14 protein-coding genes are annotated in these 19,732 nt (G+C 72.2%); 6 read left to right on the top strand and 8 right to left on the bottom strand.

Features of this window, described 5'->3' with window-relative positions:
• Window positions 1-7: 7 nt before the first annotated feature.
• Entirely contained in the window at window positions 8-1,588 is a 1,581-nt protein-coding gene (locus tag TK50_RS04710) for a bifunctional NAD(P)/FAD-dependent oxidoreductase/class I SAM-dependent methyltransferase (RefSeq protein ID WP_043961634.1), read from the bottom strand.
• A 173-nt stretch (window positions 1,589-1,761) separates the two neighbouring features.
• Between TK50_RS04710 and TK50_RS04715 the strand changes: the two genes are divergently transcribed.
• Window positions 1,762-2,136 carry a PadR family transcriptional regulator gene (locus TK50_RS04715; RefSeq protein WP_043961635.1) on the top strand — a complete coding sequence of 125 codons (375 nt, stop codon included), beginning with the start codon at window positions 1,762-1,764 and terminating at the stop codon, window positions 2,134-2,136.
• Window positions 2,133-3,503 carry a permease prefix domain 1-containing protein gene (locus tag TK50_RS04720; protein ID WP_043961636.1) on the top strand — a complete coding sequence of 457 codons (1,371 nt, stop codon included), beginning with the start codon at window positions 2,133-2,135 and terminating at the stop codon, window positions 3,501-3,503. Before TK50_RS04715 ends, TK50_RS04720 begins: the two co-directional genes overlap by 4 nt.
• A gap of 65 nt (window positions 3,504-3,568) precedes the next feature.
• Here TK50_RS04720 and TK50_RS04725 read toward each other — a convergent pair whose 3' ends face one another.
• The 6 genes from TK50_RS04725 to TK50_RS04750 all read right to left on the bottom strand — a co-directional run bounded on the left by TK50_RS04725 (window position 3,569) and on the right by TK50_RS04750 (window position 12,306).
• A complete protein-coding gene (locus TK50_RS04725; RefSeq protein ID WP_043963826.1) occupies window positions 3,569-4,696 on the bottom strand; it encodes a glycoside hydrolase family 53 protein in 1,128 nt (375 codons plus the stop codon).
• Between the two features lie 89 nt (window positions 4,697-4,785).
• Complete coding sequence (locus TK50_RS04730) at window positions 4,786-4,980, bottom strand: hypothetical protein (protein WP_043961637.1); 195 nt, start codon at window positions 4,978-4,980, stop codon at window positions 4,786-4,788.
• 187 nt (window positions 4,981-5,167) lie between these two features.
• Complete coding sequence (locus TK50_RS04735; protein ID WP_043961638.1) at window positions 5,168-6,211, bottom strand: hypothetical protein; 1,044 nt, start codon at window positions 6,209-6,211, stop codon at window positions 5,168-5,170.
• A 60-nt stretch (window positions 6,212-6,271) separates the two neighbouring features.
• Complete coding sequence (locus TK50_RS04740; protein ID WP_043961639.1) at window positions 6,272-6,898, bottom strand: hypothetical protein; 627 nt, start codon at window positions 6,896-6,898, stop codon at window positions 6,272-6,274.
• Between the two features lie 40 nt (window positions 6,899-6,938).
• Window positions 6,939-9,329, bottom strand: a complete 2,391-nt coding sequence (locus tag TK50_RS31980) for a family 43 glycosylhydrolase (RefSeq protein ID WP_241773920.1) — start codon at window positions 9,327-9,329, stop codon at window positions 6,939-6,941.
• A gap of 100 nt (window positions 9,330-9,429) precedes the next feature.
• On the bottom strand, window positions 9,430-12,306 hold the full coding sequence (locus tag TK50_RS04750) for a family 43 glycosylhydrolase (protein ID WP_043961640.1): 2,877 nt from the start codon (window positions 12,304-12,306) through the stop codon (window positions 9,430-9,432).
• A 531-nt stretch (window positions 12,307-12,837) separates the two neighbouring features.
• Between TK50_RS04750 and TK50_RS04755 the strand changes: the two genes are divergently transcribed.
• Window positions 12,838-14,427, top strand: coding sequence for a glycoside hydrolase family 43 protein (locus TK50_RS04755; RefSeq protein WP_043961641.1), 1,590 nt, complete (start codon window positions 12,838-12,840; stop codon window positions 14,425-14,427).
• 48 nt (window positions 14,428-14,475) lie between these two features.
• Here the strand turns inward: TK50_RS04755 and TK50_RS04760 are convergent, their stop codons facing one another.
• Window positions 14,476-15,786 (bottom strand): CE1 family esterase, encoded by a 1,311-nt coding sequence (locus tag TK50_RS04760; RefSeq protein WP_043961642.1) that lies wholly within the window; start codon window positions 15,784-15,786, stop codon window positions 14,476-14,478.
• Between the two features lie 448 nt (window positions 15,787-16,234).
• Here TK50_RS04760 and TK50_RS04765 point away from each other — a divergent pair, with 448 nt between their 5' ends.
• The 3 genes from TK50_RS04765 (at window position 16,235) to TK50_RS04775 (ending at window position 19,692) form a co-directional block, all read left to right on the top strand.
• Window positions 16,235-16,768 (top strand): SigE family RNA polymerase sigma factor, encoded by a 534-nt coding sequence (locus TK50_RS04765; protein WP_043963830.1) that lies wholly within the window; start codon window positions 16,235-16,237, stop codon window positions 16,766-16,768.
• Window positions 16,755-17,981, top strand: coding sequence for a hypothetical protein (locus TK50_RS04770; protein ID WP_043961643.1), 1,227 nt, complete (start codon window positions 16,755-16,757; stop codon window positions 17,979-17,981). The genes TK50_RS04765 and TK50_RS04770 overlap by 14 nt, the downstream gene beginning before the upstream one ends.
• Window positions 17,982-18,300: 319 nt before the next feature.
• Window positions 18,301-19,692: a poly(ethylene terephthalate) hydrolase family protein gene (locus TK50_RS04775; protein ID WP_082106165.1), complete on the top strand. Its 1,392-nt coding sequence runs from the start codon at window positions 18,301-18,303 to the stop codon at window positions 19,690-19,692.
• Window positions 19,693-19,732 lie beyond the last annotated feature (40 nt).

A 19,732-nucleotide genomic window follows, 5' to 3' on the forward strand; every position in this document is an offset into this window, starting at 1 on the left:
GGGCCGGTCACGCCCGGCGGCGGGCGACCAGCACGGCGTCGTGGATGGTGACCTCGCGGCCCTCCGGGTCGACCGTGGCCCGGGCCCGGGTCTCGGTGGTCAGCACCTGCCAGGCGGCGGGGTCGAGGGCGGCGGCGACCTCCTCGGCGGTGTACATCGCGTCCGGGAAGTGCATCCGGTGGGCGGTGGTGCGCAGGTCGCGCGGGTGGTGCCCGACGATCAGCAGCGTCCCGCCCGGCGCGACCGCCGCGGCGAGCCGCGCGAACAGCTCCCGCCGCGCCGCGCCCGGCAGATGCATGAACTGCGCCGACACCAGGTCGTACGCGCCCTCGGCCGGCGGCCGGACGCGCAGGTCGGCGTGCAGCCACTCGATGCGGTCGGCGACCTCGGGGCCCGCCGCCGCGGCGTGGGCGGCGGCCCGCTCCAGGGCGGTGGCGGAGATGTCGACCGCCGTGACCCGCCAGCCCCGCCCGGCGAGCCAGCCGGCGTCGGCGCCCTCCCCGCAGCCGACGTCGAGCGCCCGGCCCGCCGGCAGCCCGGTCGCCTCCGCGACGAGCTGGGGGTTGGGTCGGCCGCTCCACACCGCCGGCCGGGCGCGGTAGCGCTCCTCCCAGGCGGCCTCCTCGAACATCGTCCGCGTCCGCTCCCGGTACGCGTCCACGGCGGCGCGACCCTCCTCGGCGACGAGGTCGGCGTTGATCGCCGCGCCGGCGGCCAGGCCCGCCGCGGCGGAGGAGACGACCTGGGCGCGTACGTCGGCCACGTTGCCCGCGACCCACACGCCGGGCACGGCGGTGGCCCCGGTCGGGTCGGCGGGCACCTGGCTGCCGATCACCTGCCCGCCGAACTCGACGTCGACCGGCTTGCACCCCAGCGACTCCAGCACCTCGGCGCGGGCGGTGAACCGGGGCGCGACGACCACCGCGTCGAGCGCGACGACCTCGCCGGAGGCCAGGCGTACCCCGGTCAGGGTGTCGTCGGTGACCTCGACCGCCGCGACCCGGTCCGCCACGACGGTGATCTCCCGCGCGGCGAGCCGCTCGGCGTCCTCGACGGCGAGCGTCGTGTCGTGCAGCAGGAGCAGCACGTGCGGGCTCCACTGTCGCCACAGCTCCGCCTGGTGCACGGCCGTCGGCCCGGTGGCCAGGACGCCGATGCGCCGGTCCCGGACCTCCCACCCGTGGCAGTACGGGCAGTGCAGCACGTCGCGCCCCCACCGCTCGGCCAGCCCCGGCAGGTCGGGCAGCTCGTCGGCGAGCCCGGTCGCCACCAGCAGCCGCCGCGCCCGCACCTCCCGCCCGCCGTCCAGCGTGACCACGAAGCCGGTGTCCTCCCGGGCTGCCGCCTCGACCCGGCCGGCGACGATCTCGCCGCCGTAGCGGGTCACCTCGTCGCGCCCGGCCGCCACCAGCTCGGCCGGCGGGGTGCCCTCCCGGCCCAGGTAGTTGTGCACGTGCCCGGCCGGGGCGTTGCGCGGCTGCCCGGCGTCCACCACCAGCACCGACCGCCGCGCCCGGGCGAGGGCCAGGGCCCCGCTCAGCCCGGCGGCGCCCCCGCCGACCACCAACACGTCGTACGCCTCGTCCACCGCGCGCCTCCTCCGCTCGTCGTGCGCCCACCGTGCCGCGCGGCCCGCCGATCCGACAAGAGAAGTTGCCGGAACGGCAAAAGGCCGGCTGGCCGGGTGGCCCCGCCGGAGGGGATTGCGGGGCGTGTTACCTAGAACTACTATGCATTGCAGTTCTAGGGATAGGCGGTCGGATGCACATCACCAAGGACCTCGTCGCCGCCTCGGCGACGCCGCTCGTGCTGGGGATCCTCGCCGAGGGCGAGAGCTACGGCTACGCGATCCTCAAGCAGGTCAACGAGCTATCGGGCGGCCGGCTGGAGTGGACCGAGGGTCTGCTCTACCCGCTGCTGCACCGCCTGGAGCGACTCGGGCACGTCGAGTCGTACTGGCAGACCCCGCCCGGGGGGCGCCGCCGCAAGTACTACCGCATCACCGACCAGGGCCGGGCCGAGCTGGTCGAGCAGCACCGCCAGTGGGCCGCGGTCGTCGACGCCCTGCGCGGCGTCTGGAACACGACCCGGTCCATCAACCCGATCGCGGCACCGGCCTGGGAGGCGGGACGATGACCCTCGACAGCGACAGCGACCTGGAAGGCCAGATCGCCCAGTGGCGGGCCTACACGCGCCGCCGCCGGGAGCTGCACCACGCCGACACCGAGGAGCTGGAGGACCACCTGCGCAGCCGGATCACCGAGCTGACCGAGGCGGGCCTGCGCAGCGACGAGGCGTTCCTCATCGCCGTCAAGCGCATGGGCAGCCTCGACGAGCTGTCGCGGGAGTTCGCCCGCGAGCACTCCGAGCGGTTGTGGAAGCAACTCGTGCTGCCGGGGGAGCCGGACGCGCCCGCCGCCGCCCGCACCCGCCGCGAGCTGCCCGTCATGGTGCTCTGCGCGGCCCTCGCGGCGCTCGCGATCAAGGTGCCGAGCTGGTTCGGGCTCGACCTGGCCGACGAGGACGCCGCCTTCTACGCCCGCAACCTGAGCCTGTTCGCGCTGCCGGCGCTGGCCGCGTACTTCGCCTGGCAGCGCCGGGTCGGCGTCCGCGTCGTCGGGGCGCTCGTGGCGCTGTTCGCCCTCGGCGGGGTCGCCGCGAACGCGTACCCGCTCGCCGGGGACTCGCAGTCCTTCGGGCTCACGGCGATCCACCTGCCGCTGGCGTTGTGGCTGGTCGTCGGCGTCGCCTACGTGGGCGGCGACTGGCGCTCCGAGCGGCGCCGGATGGACTTCATCCGGTTCACCGGCGAGTGGGTCATCTACTTCAGCCTCCTCGCCCTGGGCGGCGGCGTGCTCACGGCCTTCACCGCCGGCACCTTCCAGGCCATCGGCATCGACGCCGAGAGGTTCATCAGCTCGTGGCTGCTGCCGTGCGGCGCGATGGCGGCCGTCGTCGTGTCGGCGTGGCTGGTCGAGGCGAAGCAGAGCGTCATCGAGAACATGGCCCCGGTGCTGACCCGCGTCTTCACGCCGCTGTTCGCGGCGACCCTGCTGGCGTTCCTGGTCGCCGTCGTCTGGACCAACAGCGGCATCGACGTCAAGCGCGACGTGCTCATCCTGTTCGACCTGCTGCTCGTCGTCGTGCTGGGCCTGCTGCTGTACGCCATCTCCGCCCGCGACCCCGCCGCCCGGCCCGGGCTGTTCGACCGCCTCCAGTTGGCGCTCGTCGTCAGCGCCCTGGTCATCGACGTCCTGGTGCTGGTGGCGATCACCAGCCGGATCGGCGAGTGGGGCTTCAGCCCCAACAAGACGGCGGCGTTGGGGGAGAACATCGTCCTGCTGACCAACCTGGCCTGGTCGGCGTGGCTGTTCCTCGGCTTCGTCCGGGGCCGCGCACCCTTCGCCCGCCTGGAACGCTGGCAGACCCGCTACCTCGCCGTGTACGCCGGCTGGGCCTGGGTCGTCGTCCTCGCCTTCCCCCTCGTGTTCGACTTCGCCTGAGCCCTGAGCCCTGAGCCCTGAGCCCTGAGCCGGTCCGGTCGCCGTCCGCGCGGTGGCCGGGCCGGCTACGGCGTCCAGCGGATGTTGGGGTTCACCTGGCCGGTCCAGTTGAAGATGGCCATGTTGTCCCACTGGTTGCCGGTGCCGTTGATGTTCGCCGGGTCCCACCCGTTGCCGGGGACGGCGTACCAGGTCGGCTCCCAGTAGAAGACGCCGACGGCACCGGCGTCGCGGGCGGTGTTCTGCACCCAGGCGAACTCGGTGGCCTGCCCGCTCCAGCTCGCGGGGTGGCCGGCGCAGGGCTCACCACCGTTGATCGAGTTCGGCTCGCCGTCGGCGTTCGCGGCGGTGAACGGGTACGCCGTCTCGGTGAGCACGACGGGCCTGCCGTAGCGGGACCGCACGTCGGTGATGACGTTGTAGAGGTTGGCCAGGCTGCCGTGCCACATGCAGTAGTAGGACAGGGCCGTCAGGTCCCACTGGACGCCCTTGGCCCGGATGCCGTCGTAGAACCAGCGCGCGTTGGCCATGCTGTCCGCGTTGGCGGTGTGGATGATCACCTGCGTGCCGCCGTTGCACTGCTTCGTCGCCTGGTAGCCGGCCTTGAGCAGCAAGCTGAGGTTGGTGAAGTCGTTGTTGACGACCTTGCCGTCGTTCCACAGCATGCCGACGTTGATCTCGTTGCCGATCTGCACGCTGTCCGGCGTGGTGCCCTGCGCCTTCAGGCTGGAGCAGACGTCGTAGGTGTAGTTGTAGACGTCCGTCTGCAACTGGCCGATGCCGTGGCTGGCCCAGGCGGCGGGCTTGTACTGCTTGCCCGGGTCGGCCCAGGTGTCCGAGTAGTGGAAGTCGATCATCAGCTTGAGGCCCTTGGCCTTGACCGTCCGCGCGTACGCCAGCACCCGGGCCTTGTTGTTCCAGCCGCTGGCGGGGTTGTTCCAGACCCGGAGCCGGACGTAGTTGACGCCGAGGCCCTTGAGGATGTCGAGCGGGTCCCGCGCCGTGCCGGCGGCGTCGTAGTATCGCGCGCCGAGGTCCAGGCTGCGCTGCACGCTGGAGACGTCCGCGCCCAGCATGGTGAGCGTGTTCGCGGCGGAGGCCGGCGCGGGCGGCACGAGCAGGGCGGCCGGCAGGGCGACCAGCGCGAGGAACGCGGCGATCCAGGCGTGCGGGCGGGAGCGGTGCCGAGTCATCCCGACCTCCTCGGTGGCGGGCGCGGGGCCGGGGCGCGGCACCGCCGGACATCAATCGATGTCCATATATACCACAGGTGGCGGGCCCGTCAGGCGTTCCGCCCCGGGCGGTCGCCCGCCTCCGTCGGGGCGGCTGCCTGGTCGACCGGGCTCACCGCGAACGGATGGCGCAGCCGCCGCATCGCCTCCTCGCTGCCGTCGAAGGTCACGCCCCGGTCGTCGAGGTCGTCGGCGGTCGGCGTGACGAGGAACAGGGCCGATCGATCGTCGTCGTGGAAAGTCATGCGGGGATCCCGTTTCTGGAGAGGAAGAACCTGGGCGGCTGCGGGTGGTGTTGCCGCATGGTCCCAGTCGGCGCTCACACCGGCGCCCGATCACGATGCCCGACGGCGGAGGGACCTCCTGCCGACACCGTCACCCCGCACCATACCCGGCGACGCCCCCGTCCACGCCGGCCGGACGTCGCCGGCCTCAGTCCGTCGAAGGCCCCACCGTGGTCGCGGACGCCCGGCCCTCCTGCCGGGCCCGGTCGAGCAGCAGGGCGAGCCGCCGCTGCCGCCGCCGACAAACGGCCCGCAGCAGCAGGGCGACCGCGACGAGAACGACCAGCAGGCCGAGCTGTGGCCACGGCACCGCCCAGACCGTCACGGTGGCCGTGGCCTGCCGGACGTCGGCGACGGTCCCGTCGCCGAGCGCCGCCGGGGTCACCGTCACGGTCGTCCGCAGCGGGCCCAGCCCCCAGACGCCGCCGACGCTGGCCCGGGCCACGCGGCTGCCGCCGGGCAGCAGCTCCTCCACCTCGACGGTGGTGTCCCGCCTGGCGAGGCCGAACGCCTCCGAGACGGTCACCCGGCCCTTGCCGGAGGCCCAGACGTTGCCGCCGTTGGCCACCGCGTACCGCAGGCGGAGGGTGCCCGGCGCGAACGGGTTCCAGGACCGGGCGTACGTGGCGGTCACGTCGTCGACGGCCAGGGCCGCCGTGGCCGTGCCGCTGGCGCGCAGCATGACCCGGAAGCCGACCCGGCTCTCGACGGCGACCGTGCCGCCGGTGCTGGTGACCGACGCCGCGATGCCCGCCGGGTGGTCGCCGGGCGCGGCGTCGGCGGGCACGGTGATCGTGAAGGGCACCACCTTCGTCTCGTTCGCGCCGACGGTGACCGTGTCGCGCACCGAGATCCAGGTGCCGCCGTCCTTCGACGTCTCGGTCGAGGGCAGCATGTTGAAGCGGCCCTTGTCGGTGAGGTAGCCGTCGGCGGCCTGGAGGCGGAAGACCGCCCTGGTGGCGCTGAAGTTGCGCACGGCCAGGTGTTCCGTCACCACCTGGCCGGGGTCGAGGGTGCGCTCGATCCACCGCCGGCCGTCCGGGCCGTCCGGGCCGGCCGGCTGCACCGCCCAGGTCAGCTTCGGCGCGGCGGGTTCCGCGCCGGCGCCGGTGGGCGCGACCGGCACGGTGACGAGCACCGCCGCCAGCACGGCGAGCAGCCTCGGCAGCGCCTGCGGCACGGAACGGATCATCGGGCGTCCTCCGGCGGGGTGCGGGGGCGGGACCGCTGCCGGCCCCGCCCCCGCGCGTGATCATTCGAACAGGGACAGGGTCAACGTCGAGGTGTACGCGCCCGCGGCGACGTCCGCCGGGGTGCGCAGGTACAGGTCGGCGTTGACCGAGTACGAGTCACCGGCGACCGCCCCGGAGTCGTACGTCGACATCAGCAGCTCCTGGTCGGCCAGGCCGACATTGTTGCCGGGCTGGGTCGGCTCGTCCAGGACGGTCACGACCTCCTCGCCCTCGGTCACCGAGCCGGTGGTGCCGCCGTCGATCAGCCGCGGCTTCCAGCCGAGGTGACCGGCGCTGATCGGGGCCTGCCCGGAGCTGCCGACGAAGTCGCTCGCGCTGCCGACCACGGCCCAGGCCGCGCCGGCCGGCACCTCGTCGGCGGTGCGGGTGTCGGTGACCGTCACCGTCGGCAGGGTGCCGACGAACTGGCGTACCAGCAGGGTCGAGCCGTCCTCGGCCAGCGCCACCGAGTCGCCCGCGACCGACAGGGCGAGCACGCCCGGCTCCCGGATCTCCTCGATGTCGACCGTCACCCGGACGTCGGCGCCGTCCTCGGCCAGCGCCGGTGCCGGCAGCGCCGCCGTCCCGGCCAGGATGGCGGCCGCGGCGCCCGCCGCGTACAGCCGCTTACGCTTCCATGTGTTCATGCGATCTCCGTTGACGTCCGTGGTTGGTGGGGGTTGATGGTCATCCGCCGCAGCTAAGGGCGGGGTGGTTGGTGGTGACGGTGGTGGTCACGGTGGTGCCGTCGATGGTGCCGGTGGCGCGGATGGTGGCGGTGCCTGCGGCGACGGAGGTGGCGCGGGTGGTGAAGGACTGGTAGGCGTTGGCGCCGGGTGCGACGGCGGTGACGGTGCGGGTGCCGTACGCGGTCTCCAGGGTGATGTCGACGGGTGCGGTGTGGCCGTTGGTGGCCTGTACGGCGACGTACGCCCGGCCGCCGACGCAGCGCGCCTGCGCGCTCGCCGTCACCGACAGCTCCGGCTGACCGGTCGCGGCCGCGAACTTCCAGGAGTCGAGTTCGAAGAGGTCCGCCCCGGCGGGGCCGGAGTAGGTGAAGTAGACGTCGTGCACGCCGCTGACGCCCTGGAGCGCGGCGGTCACCTCGGCCCACTCGCCGACGGGCGTGTCGACCTCGACCGTGCCGACCACGGGGCCCGCCACGTCGTCCAGGCGCACCTGGATCCGGCCGCCGGCGGCCAGCGCCCGCACCTTCGCCGTCACGCTCGCCGCGCCGGCCGTGCCGAAGTCGACGGACGACAGCGCCGTCCAGTCGCCGTTGTCGACGTCACGCACCACCAGGTTCGGCGCGGAGGTGCCGAACTGGGCGGAGCCGCCGTCGACCTTCGCGGTCGCGATGCCCTTGCTCCAGCCGAAGGTCTCCGCCTCGAACACCCGGTACGGGTCGAAGTCGCGGACCTGGTCCACGCCCGCGTAGGTGCCCACGACCTGCTGGATCGTGCCGTCCGGGTTGAACGTCAGCTCCTGGATGTGCGGGCTGCGGTAGCCCTGCGTGGTGTTGCCGTTGATGCGCTTGTTGAGCGTCGGGGCGTGGTAGGTGAAGTAGTACTTGCCCCCGAACTCGAACACCGACTGGTGGTTGTTGCCGCCCGTGCCGGCGCCGAAGAACTGCGACTGGTTCGGGAACAGCACGCCCGCGTAGGTCTCCTTCGGCCAGGACATCGGGTCGTCCGAGATCAGGTAGCCGATCTGGCCGCCGCCGGGGTAGCCGGGCAGCGGGGTCTGGTTGCCGCCGAAGTCCGCCCCGCCGAAGTGCGACGAGTACGACAGGTAGTACTTGCCCTGGCGCTTGAAGACCTGGGCCGCCTCGAACGAGACCGGGGTGTCGACCACCACGGCCGACCCCTGGGTCGAGACCATGTCGTCGCCGAGCCTGATCGCCCGGATGTTCTTCGGGTTGTTGAAGCGCTCGGCGGCCGGCATGCTCGTCGACGCGGGGCCGCCACCGAAGTAGAGGTAGGCCTGGCCGTCGTCGTCCACCAGCGGGGCCGGGTCGAACTTCCACGCGACGTCCTCGGCGCCGGGGGTGCTGCCGTTGATCAGCGTGCTCGTCCGCTCGCTGGTCCACGGGCCGAGCGGCGACTCACCCGTGAGCACGTTGCTCGAACCGCCGCCGTTGGCGTAGTAGAGGAAGAACTTCTCCTTCCCGTTCACCGTCTTCTTCGCCATGCCGGGCGCCCACGAGTTGCCGGTGAACGGCGCGACGCCGTTCGGGCCCGCGACCTGGATCTCGCCGTGGTCCGTCCAGTTCACGAGGTCCTCGGAGGAGATCAGCGTGATCTGGTTGATGTTGCCGTAGTTGATGCTCGGCGAGATGCCCGTGACCGGGTCGGGCGCGTAGCCCTGGGTGTCGTTGGTCAGGTACAGGTAGACCCGGCCGTTGTGCACGAAGCCGAAGCCGTCGGCGCCGAACTTGTGCCCGATCAACGGGTTGTGCTCGCCGGGCAGCTTACCGACGACCTCGATGGTCTTCGACGGCGGCGGGGGCGGCGGCGCGCCGATCACCGACACGTCGTCGAGCTTGAAGTCCATGAGGTGCAGGGCCGGGTCCGTGGACGGCGTGCTCGTCCACGGCGTCTCGAAGAAGATCCGGGCCGTCGACACGTTCTGGGCCGCCGGAATGGTGAACGTCCCGTTGAACTGCGCCCACTGCCCCTTCGTCGCGACCACGCTCACCAGGTTGGTGTAGGTGGACCCGCCGTAGTGCATGGTGGCGAAGAACTGCTTCGTCGCCGGCCCGGCGGCGTTCTCGTACTTGATCCGGGCCGTCAGGGCGTAGGTCTGCCCGGCCTGCACCTTGCCGCTGAGATCCTGCATCGGCCCGGAACCGGTCGTCGCCCGGCCGGTGACGAGCGCCGCGCCCGACCCGGCGTAGGCGTCCGGCGTCGCCGACAGCGTCGCGCCGTCGGTCGAGTTGCCGTTGTTCACGAACCAGTTGGCGACGCCGGCCTCGAACCCCCCGTTCACGATGAGGTTCTCCTCGGCGGCCTGGGCCGGCGCCGACGTGGCGACCAGCCCCGCGGCCAGCATGGCGCCGACTGCCGCGATCGCGGTCACCCGTCGCCGGGTAGCCCCTCGCAAGCGTTGTCTCACTCGGTGTGCTCCTTCGTTCGGACGTGCACGGTGGTGGGTCGCCGGCCCCTCTCGGGCCGGTCGGCTATGCGCCGCAGCTGAGGGCGGGGTGGTTGGCGGTGGTGACGGTGGTGACGGTGGTGCCGTCGATGGTGCCGGTGGCGCGGATGGTGGCGGTGCCGGCGGGGATGGAGGTGGCGCGGGTGGTGAAGGACTGGTAGGCGTTGGCGCCGGGTGCGACGCCGGTGACGGTGCGGGTGCCGTACGCGGTTTCGAGGGTGATGTCGACGGGTGCGGTGTGGCCGTTGGTGGCCTGTACGGCGACGTAGGCCCGGCCGCCGACGCACCGTGCCTGCGCGCTCGCCGTCACCGGCAGCTCGGGTTCGGCCCGGAGCACGCCGAGCCGCGCCAACTGGAAGCTGAGCGACCGCTGCGGCGCGTCGATCTGGTTCTGGGTGCCGAACCGGCCGGCCCGGGCCGCCTTGGCGCTGGCGAGTGCGGCCCGCATCGCCGTCCAGGCGTCCGCCGGGTAGTGCCGGCTGTCGAGCGTCTCGGCGTGCGCGATGGCCGCGTCGAGCGCGCCGGTGTCCAGCGGCTGGCCCTGCGCGGTCAGCGTGTCGCTGAGCAGGTAGTGGTCGAAGTCGACCCGCCCGCCCGTGGCCTGTGTGGCGTAGTTGAACAGGCCGACCCGGTGGCCCATGAAGTGCGCGAGGCTGCCGTCGAGCGTCTGCGGGCCGACCCGGTTGCCGAGCTGCGTCCAGGTGAGCCCGTCGAGGCTGTAGTAGAACGTGGTCCAGAGCTGACCGACCGGCGAGGCGAAGTCGAGGTCGGCCTTCACGTGCACCACGGTCGCGTCGCCCAGCGGCACCGTCGTGCCCGGCAGGAAGCTCTCCAGCGCGGCCTGGTCGAGGTCGACCGCGAACGGCTGCCCCCGGTTGACCACGCCGAGGGTGTTCTGGCCGTCGACGCGCTTGACCGCCACGTACGAGAAGCCCCGGTTGTAGGCGGCCAGGCCGGCGACGTCGCCGTTGCGCATGCCGGAGATGTCCATCCGGGTCTCGGCCGACTGGCGCGGGCCGAAGGTGCGCTGCGACAGGGTGTTGCGCGCCTCCTCGAACCAGGCGAGTTCCGCCCGGTTCGACAGCTTCGTGTAGACGTACTGGCCGGTGACCACCTTGCCGGTGGTCAGCCGCAGCCAGCCCTCCCGGTCGGTGAGCGACCAGTACCGGTTGTCCGGGGCGTGGTTCCACTCCCAGGCCAGGTCCAGCCGCGAGCCGTTCGGGGCGATCTCCGCCTCGGTCGGGTGTTCGGTGGTGACGGGTTGCCCGACGACCGAGACGTCGTCGATCAGGTATTCCACCGTGGACGACGCCGGCTGCGGGTTGCCCCACGGCGTCTCCACCGCGAACTTGACGTTGGCGAGGTTCGCCGTCGCCGGGAACGTGTACTGGCCGGTGACCGTCGTCCACTGGCCGACGGGGACGGTGCCGAAGGTCATCACCTGCACGCCGGAGCCCCAGTCGGCGGCCAGGTTGAACCGGACGCTGGCCGGGCCCGAGGTGTACTTGATCTTCGCCGACACCGTGTAGGTCACACCGTGCTGGAGCTTGCCGGCGAGATTCTGGTTGGGGCCGGAGCCGTTGAGCGTGCGGTTGCCGACCCGCAGCGCCGCCGAGCCCGAGGCGGCGTCGGCCGGCTCCAGGGCGAGGGTCGCACCGAACTGCGCGGCCCACGGCGAGACGCTGCCGGCTTCGAAGCCGGCGTTGCCGAGCAGCTCGACGCCGAGGAGCGACTCGTCGAGGTCGGGCGGCGTCGGGATCGTCCACTCCTCGTCCTGGTACGCCTTGTGCGGCGCGTCGTTGGCGAAGTCGTCCGAGGCGACGATGCTCTTCTGCCGTTCGAGGGCCTCCTCGGCCGGGCTGAGCCGGATCGGCTTGGCGAACGCGCCGTCGACCGGCACGACGCCGTTGTTGCCGAACGTCGGCCACCCGCCCGACCAGGTGGCGGGGATGAGGGCGGGGATGCGGCCGATCGGGAACGTGTCGCGGAAGAACATTCCGTGCCAGTCGGTCCCGCCGCCGGCGCGCGCGACCGGCACGAGGCTGCCCTGGGCGAAGCCGTTGGAGTTGAGCACGCCGCGCGCCTCGTACGTGTTGACCCCGCCGGCCGAGGTGTACCGCCCGAGCAGGTCCTTCGAGCGGAACATGACGACCTGACGCCCCTGGCCGGAGGGCCAGGTGATGATGACGGCGTAGTACCAGCCGTCGATGTGGTAGAACTGCGCGCCCTCGAACAGGCCGCCGATGAACGGCTGGCCGGCGTAGTCGGCCGCCGTGAAGATGTTCGGGTAGTCCTGCTCGATCGCGGTCAGGCCGGCGTTGAGGCGTACGGCGCTGGTGCCGCCGGAGCCGTAGAAGATGTACGGCGTGCCGTCGACGTCGAAGAAGAGCGACGGGTCGTGCAGGCCACGGCCGAGGGCGGTGCGCTGCCACGCGCCGTTCTCGATGTCGTCGGTGCGGTAGATGTACGCGCCGTTGAGGTTGTTGGTGTTGAACGCGACGTAGTACATGCCGTCGTGGTAGCGCAGCGACGACGCCCACTGCCCCTGCCCGTACGAGTTCTGGCCGTTGCGCAGGGAGAACGAGTCGCCGATGCTGGCCCGGTCGAAGACGTAGTTGACCGTCTCCCAGTTGACGAGGTCGTACGACTTCATGATCGGCGCACCCGGGCTCAGGTGCATCGTCGTGCTGATCATGTAGTAGATGTCGCGGCCCTCGTCGTTCTCGGCGGCCGGGACCCGCTCGACGCTGATGTCCGGCACGTCGGAGCGCAGCAGCGGCACGGTGTACGTGCCGTCGCCCCGGTCGGTCGACGTGTGCGACGACTCCGGGGACCACTCGTCGGCCGCCTGCGCCGCTGTGCCGATCGTCACGACGCCGGCGCACAGGAGGAGTGCCCCCACGGCCGCCAGTGAGACCCGTCGTAGCCCTCCGGAGGCACCACGACCCACGGTTACTTTCATGCGAACTCCTGCCGCCAACGTAACGGGAAGTTCATAGTGTTATCGCTCACATGAGCTGTCAAGGCGTTCCCGAGACTTGCCGGAAATCTTCGTGAAACAGTCGCCGCCCGGCGTGGAAGCGCTCCCGTAGCGGCAGATCAGGCGCGCTCCGATCAGGTGCAAGTCGCCCAGTTCGCGGCGAATCACGTGAGCGCGACCTATGGGGCAAGGGCCCGCGAGTGCCGAATACCGGGTCACCATGTTTGCGCTAACACGTCCCTGCCCCGAGGGGGAACCGAATTGGCGGTGAGGGCCGCTCACAATCGCTCGGCAGGCGCAATTCTGAATGAGTCATGTCGATGCCGATACATTGTTCGTGGTGTTCCGGGTCGCCGGTCGAACGCTGCCCGGGGCTGACCCGGAACCCGGCCGCCGGGGAGACTGCGGTACGGCCCGCACCGCGCGGGCCACCTCGACCCCGGGAGGCAGCAGATGACTCCGGCCCAGGCCCACCCCACCCCCGGCGCCGCCGGCTGGAGCGACGGCGCGTTCACCAACCCGGTGCTCGCCGGTCTGCACCCGGACCCGAGCGTCTGCCGGGTCGGCGACGACTACTACCTGGCCTGCTCCAGCTTCGAGTACTTCCCCGGGGTGCCCATCTTCCACAGCCGCGACCTCGTCCACTGGGAACAGATCGGCAACGTGCTGGACCGGCCCGGCCAACTGGTGCTGCCCGCGACGATGCCGTCGTCCGCCGGCATCTACGCGCCGACGCTGCGCCACCACGACGGCCGCTTCTGGCTGATCGTCACCAACTGCGCCGACGGCGGCGGCAACCTGATCTGCACCGCCACCGACCCCGCCGGCGACTGGTCGGATCCCGTCCGGCTGCCCGGCATCGCCGGCATCGACCCGGACCTCGCCTGGGACGACGACGGCACCTGCTGGTGCACCTACGCCGGCATCGAGCAGGTGCGCATCGACCCGCACACCGGCCGGACGCTCGGCCCGCCCCGCCGCCTGTGGTCCGGCGCGCCCGGTGCCCAGGCGCCGGAGGCCCCCCACCTGTACCGGATCGGCGACCACTGGTATCTCCTGATCGCCGAGGGCGGCACCGAACGCGGGCACGCCGTCTCGATCGCCCGCGCCCCCGCGCCCGACGGCCCCTACGAGCCGTGCCCGGCCAACCCGATCCTGACCCACCGGGGCACCAACCGTCCGATCCAGAACACCGGCCACGCCGACCTCGTCGAGGCGGCCGACGGAACGTGGTGGATGGTGCTGCTCGGCGTACGCCCCGGCGGCGGCACCCCCGGCTGGCACGTGCTCGGGCGGGAGACGTTCCTGGCCCCGGTGACCTGGGTCGACGACTGGCCGGTGGTGGGCGCGGTCGAGCCGGTCATGCAAGCGCCGCCGTGGCCCGCGCACCCGGTGCCGGCGTCGGCCGTGCGGGACGACTTCGACGCCGACGGGCTGCACCCGCGCTGGGTGTCGGTGCGGTCCCGACCCGCCGAAAGCTGGTCGCTGACCGAGCGGCCCGGCTGGCTCACGCTGCGGGCGCGCGGCGCGTCGCTGAACGAGCCCGACGTCACGTTCGTCGGCCGCCGCCAGCAGCACCTGTCGTGCCGGGTGCGGACGCTGGTCGACGCGACCGGTGGGCGCGGCGGCCTCGCCGTACGCCTCGACGAGCGGCACCACTACGAGATCGAGGCGGGCGACGGCGAGGTGCGGGTGCTCGCGCGGATCGGTTCGGTGCTGTCCACGGTGGCCACCCGGCCCGTCGGTGCCGGCCCGGTGTGTCTGCGCGTCGACGTGGTCGCCCCGTCGCCGGGCGACTGGCACCCGGCCAAGGAACCCGACGTGCTCCGGTTCGGCATCGAGGCGGCGGACGGCACGTACGACGTGCTGGGCACGCTCGACGGCCGTTACCTGTCCACGGAGGTCGCCGGCGGCTTCACCGGCCGGGTCATCGGCATGTACGCCGGGGCCGGCAGCGTTAGCTTCGACTGGTTCGACTACGAGCCCGGCGACGCCGTGCGCGCGGACGGGACGGTGTTGTCCGGGACCGAGCCGGGGCGCTGACGACCAGGGCCCGGAGCCGGGTGGCTCCGGGCCCTGGTCGTGCCGTGCTCAGGGGCTGGTGCAGGAGACGTTGCTGGGCGCGGGCCCGTCGCCGGTGGCGGTGAACCCGAACGTCGTCGAGCCGTTCGCGGCCAAGGTGCCGTTGTAGGCGGCGTTCTTGACGGTGACGTTGCCGGTGGTGCCCGTGTTGACGCCGTTCCAGACGCTGCTGATGGCCTGGCCGCTGCCCAGCGTCAGGCGTACGGTCCAGCCGTTCAGCGTGGCCGTGGTGTTGTTGGCCACGGTGACCTCGCCCTGGAACCCGCCGGGCCAGCTGTTGACCGCGCGGTACGTGGCGGTGCAGGTGCCGGGCTCGCCGGTCGGCGGCGGAGTCGTCGGCGGCGGGGTGGTCGGGGGCGGGGTGGTCGGCGGCGTGCTGGTGGGGGGAGCGGTGGTCGGGGGCGTGGTCGACGCGAACTGGCTGAAGAACTTCCAGATCTCGCCCGAGGTCCAGGTCCGGGAGTCGTTGGGGCTGGAGGAGCCGTCCACCGGGCTGGGGGTGTGGTCGCCGTCGAAGGCGGCCCACTGCACGGGGTAGCCGGCCCGGCAGCCCGAGTAGAGCGTGGTGATGTGGGTGAGGCTGCCGCGGCTCGGCTCGCGCGGGCTCTGCGCGGTGCAGCCGTTGTTCCTGACGAACGTGTCGCGCAGCGACCGGCCCATCGAGATGTTCAGCACGCTGTCGTAGATGCCGTGGATGCCGAAGTACGCCACCGGCTGGGTGCCGGGGTTGCAGCCGCTGAGGTTGGCCCCGGACAGGACGGTGACCGCCCGGATGACGGTGGGCCGGGCGCAGGCCACCGCGTAACTCATGGCCCCGCCGTAGCTCCAGCCGAGCGCGAAGCGCTGCGTCGTGTCGACGCAGAGGTCGTTCTCGATCACCCGGGAGATGTCGTCGAACAGGGTCAGGTCACGGCCGTTGGTGTTGGCCCAGCCGTTGTCGATGCCCTGCGGCGCGACGAAGATCGTGCTGTTGTTCGACAGCGGCAGCAGTCCGTAGTAGCCGGCCGAGGCGACGTTGTTGGCCGAGCCGTTCAGCCAGTGGAAGCCGAAGATCAGCCGGTAGGGGCGGTTCCTGTCGTACCCGTCGGGGATCCGCAGGATGTAGCTGCGGTTCTGCCCGCTGCTGGAGATCGTGCGGGTGCCGCTGGTCAGCGTGGGGGCCTTCCCACAGCCGGCGGTCGCCGCGAGCGTGCCGTTCGTCGCGGCCTCCGCCGCTTGGCCGAGGCTGCCGGTCAGCACGCCGCCGGCGGTGGCGACGACGAGCGCCGCCGCGGCCGCGACGGACGAGAGGACGTATCTGTGTTTCCACTGCCTCACCATTGCCTGGTTCCTTTCATCGGTCGTCATGTGCGTGGTGGGGTCGTGTTGCCGCCCGTCGGCCGGCCCGGCAGGAGGGGTGTCGGAGCGTGCGGCCGGCGGGTTGCCGCTAGGGGTGAGCGGCCCGGCTGCCCGACCGGGCCACGGGGTGGTGGCGGCCACGGGCGTCCGGGCTTCCTCCGCGTGGTCGACGGAAGCACCTCCCGGAGTCGTGGGGTTGCCACCAGCCCGTGTTAACGCTCACGTATTGATGGTCATATGTTTTCAGAAAGTTGCGGATTCATCAAGCGATAGTTTCGATCTTGGGTCGCCGCGCTGCGGTGGCGGCGCTCCCCGTCCCCTCGGGCATGCGGCGCGGTCGCGCAGAGTCCTCGGACGACTACTTCCCCGGGCGGTGCAACTCCCCGGACGGGTGGCTCCGTTCTACCTCCGTCACGAGGAGGCAGTCGACTTGAGAGCCGAAGACGAGCAGGCGTTCCGCGAGTTCGTGACGTCAGAGATGGCGTCGCTGCGCAAGCTGGCGTACATGACCTGCGGCGACTGGCACACGGCGGAGGACGCCGTGGCCAACGCGCTGGTCAAGCTCTACCCCCGCTGGCGGAAGCTGGAACGGCCCGATCTCTACGCCAAGACCATGGTCTACCGGGCCGCGATCGACGAGACCCGCCGGCCCTGGCGACGCGAGCGGTCGGCCGGCGACGCCATGCCGGACGTGGCGCTGCGGGACCCGACCGCCGCGGCCGACGAGCGGATGCGCCTGCGGGCGGCGCTCGACGCCGTGCCGGCCCGGCAGCGGGCCGCAGTCGTGCTCCGGCACTACCTGGGCCTGAGCCTGGAGGACACGGCCGGCGTGCTCGACTGCACGGTGGGCACGGCCAAGAGCCAGGTCTCCCGTGGCCTGGCGAAGCTGCGCGAGGCCCTCGCCGGCGAACACATCGGTCTCACCGGGAAGCAGATGGAGGAGTGGACCAGTGCAGTTGCGTGAATTCGTGGATGCCGTGACGGGCGAGGAGCCGCCGATGGCCCGCACCGTCGACGACATCGTCGCGGCCGGGCGGCGGGCCGAGCGGCGCCGCCGGGCCGGCTTCGCGTCGGCGGGCGCGGCCGGTCTCGTCGTGGTCGCGGTCACCGGCGCGTTCCTGCTGCCGACCTCCGGCACCGAGCGGAACACCCCGGCCGCGCCGGCACGGGCCGGCGCGGCGGCGGCCGGGCCCGCCGAGGCCACGTGGCCCGACGCCGCGCCGTTCACCTTCACCTTCCAGGGGTACGACGCCGGCACGCTGCACGTGCAAGACCCGATCGTCGCGTCCACCACCTACCAGATCGCCCCCGTCTACTCCGACCGCCACACCTCGAACGACAAGCCCGTCACGGCCGAGGAGGAGGCGGGAACGCGGGGCGACATCATCGAGTGGAAGAAGAGGGCGGCCAAGGGGAAGCCGAGCCTGTGGGCGTACCTGACCGTCTACCGGCCGGGTGCCTTCGACCCCGCCCGCATCAAGGACGGCAAGAAGGTCACCGTGGCCGGTCGCAAGGCCGTCCAGGCGACGCTGCCGGTCGGCCTCGACCCGCAGGGCCCAGCGGTCGCGGGCAACAAGCTCTTCGCCTGGGAGTACGCCCGCGACGCCTGGGCGGCCGTCACGTCGATCTCCGGCGACGAGGCCACGCCGAGCTTCCAGGACCTCGGGGGCCTGGTCGAGGGCCTCAAGCCCAGCAAGCCGAAGCCGGCCCCGGTGCCGTTCACGGTGGGCTACGTCCCGGCGGGCTACGTGCCGCTGCAGAGCGGCACGCACGCCATGCCCGGCCTCGACGGCGTCGCCTCGGCCCGCGCCGGCGACTACGGCGGCGCGACGTACACCAGGCCGGCCATGCCGACCTCGGGCCTCACCGCGCCGTACGACCAGGGCGAGGGTGCCATCAAGGACGGCTTCCACATCTTCGTCACGCCGAACACCAGCTCGAACCAGTCGCCGGAGCCCGGCACGACGAAGTGCTACCGCACCACCGACGGCCCCGCGCGGGGTGGCTTCTGCAACGTCTGGAGCGCCGACGGCAGCGTCGTCCTCCAGGTCAGCAGCCAGGGCCTCGGCAACAGGCTGCCGCTGGCCGAGGTGGAGAAGGTCGCGAAGGGGATCACGGTCGCCGACGTCGCGGACGAGTCGACCTGGACCCCCGCCGCGAAGGCCCTGCGTCCGTGAGGAATCGGCACCTGGAGGTGGCGGCGCCCCGCTCGGCGGGGCCGGCTCCCGGGGGCGGGGCGGGGAGCTGAGGCTGGCCTGATCGCCACGGCGACAACGGCACTGCGCGTCACCGGCAGTGCCGTTGTCGCCGTTTCGGGTCCAGGTCAGCGGTCGGCCGTGGTCGAAACTTTCGGGCACTTCGTTCGAAACTACCGGTTGAAACGCCCGGGGTTGTCTGTCAGCCTTGGTAACCATCGATCGATGTGAACGTAGACCTGGCCCCGTCCCGGCCCGGCCGGACCCACCACACCCACCCCACCACCAGGAGGAACCGACAGTGCGAGGACACGCGCACCCCCCGCCCCCGGGGAACACCAGCGCCGGCCGGGTGGCCCCCGGCCTGCGGGGACGACTGGCCAAGCTGGCCGCAGCCGGCATCGCCGCCGCCGTCGGGCTGTTCACCATCGCGGTGGCGACGGGGTCGGCGTCGGCCGCCGACAACCCGTACCAGCGGGGCCCGGACCCCACCCGGGCCAGCGTCGCGTCCGAGAACGGCCCCTTCGCCAACACGTCGGTCGCCGTCCCGACCGGCTACGGCTTCAACGGCGGCCGGATCTACTACCCGACCGACACCAGCCAGGGCACCTTCGGCGCGATCGCGATCTCGCCCGGCTACACCGCGCTGTTCTCCGTCGAGCTGGCCTGGATGGGGCCGTGGCTGGCCTCCCACGGCTTCGTCGTGATCGGCATCGAGACCAACAGCCGCAACGACTTCGACACGGCCCGGGGCACCCAGTTGCTCGCCGCGCTGGACTACCTGACCCAGCAGAGCCCGGTACGCGACCGCGTCGACTCCAGCCGGCTGGCCGTCGCCGGTCACTCCATGGGCGGCGGTGGGGCGTTGAGCGCGGCCATGCGGCGCTCGTCGCTGAAGGCGGCGGTCGGCATCGCGCCGTACTCGCCGTCGTCGAACCTGGCCACCGACCGGGTGCCCACGATGGTCTTCTCCGGGCAGGCCGACACGGTGGTCACCCCGTCCTACGCCACCGGCCTCTACAACAGCCTCCCGACCACCACGGAGAGCGCCTACCTGGAGGTCGCGGGCGCCGACCACGGGTTCATGGTCGGCCGGTCGAACCCCGTGTTGATCCGGACCATGCTGCCGTTCCTCAAGATCTTCGTCGACAACGACGCCCGCTACAGCCAGTTCCTCTGCCCGCTGCTCGACACCAGCGGCGTGGTCACCTACCGCAGCACGTGCCCGCTGCTGCCCACCCCGCCGACCAGCCCGACGGCGACCCCGACCACCACCCCGACCACCCCTCCGCCCACCAGCCCGCCGGGCACCGCCAGCCAGCTCGTCGGCGCGCAGTCGGGCCGGTGCGTCGACGTGCCCAACGCCTCCCGCGCCAACGGCACCCGGGTGCAGCTCTGGGACTGCAACCGGCAGTCCAACCAGTCGTGGACGTACACCTCGACCAAGCAACTACAGGTGTACGGCGACATGTGCCTGGACGCGGCGGGCACGGGCAACGGCGCGGCGGTCCAGATCTACGGCTGCCACGGCCAGGCCAACCAGCAGTGGAACGTCAACTCCAACGGCACCATCAGCAACGTGCAGTCCGGGCGCTGCCTGGACGTCTGGAGCACGGCCAACGGGGCGCAGATCCAGCTCTACGACTGCCACGGACAGACCAACCAGCGGTTCAACCTCACGCCCCTCGCGTGATGCTCACGGCCGACGGGCCCCGGGCGGCCTCGGAGGCCGT

It is taken from the genome of Micromonospora haikouensis (assembly GCF_000876225.1).
GTDB lineage: Bacteria > Actinomycetota > Actinomycetes > Mycobacteriales > Micromonosporaceae > Micromonospora > Micromonospora haikouensis.

What these genes read in the sequence shown, in the direction of transcription:
- TK50_RS04735 (WP_043961638.1), bottom strand. Translation starts at nt 6,211, where the DNA reads ATGATCCGTTCCGTGCCGCAGGCGCTGCCGAGGCTGCTCGCCGTGCTG.
- TK50_RS04720 (WP_043961636.1), top strand. Translation starts at nt 2,133, where the DNA reads ATGACCCTCGACAGCGACAGCGACCTGGAAGGCCAGATCGCCCAGTGG.
- TK50_RS04730 (WP_043961637.1), bottom strand. Translation starts at nt 4,980, where the DNA reads ATGACTTTCCACGACGACGATCGATCGGCCCTGTTCCTCGTCACGCCG.
- TK50_RS04725 (WP_043963826.1), bottom strand. Translation starts at nt 4,696, where the DNA reads ATGACTCGGCACCGCTCCCGCCCGCACGCCTGGATCGCCGCGTTCCTC.
- TK50_RS04740 (WP_043961639.1), bottom strand. Translation starts at nt 6,898, where the DNA reads ATGAACACATGGAAGCGTAAGCGGCTGTACGCGGCGGGCGCCGCGGCC.
- TK50_RS04715 (WP_043961635.1), top strand. Translation starts at nt 1,762, where the DNA reads ATGCACATCACCAAGGACCTCGTCGCCGCCTCGGCGACGCCGCTCGTG.
- TK50_RS04755 (WP_043961641.1), top strand. Translation starts at nt 12,838, where the DNA reads ATGACTCCGGCCCAGGCCCACCCCACCCCCGGCGCCGCCGGCTGGAGC.
- TK50_RS04760 (WP_043961642.1), bottom strand. Translation starts at nt 15,786, where the DNA reads ATGGTGAGGCAGTGGAAACACAGATACGTCCTCTCGTCCGTCGCGGCC.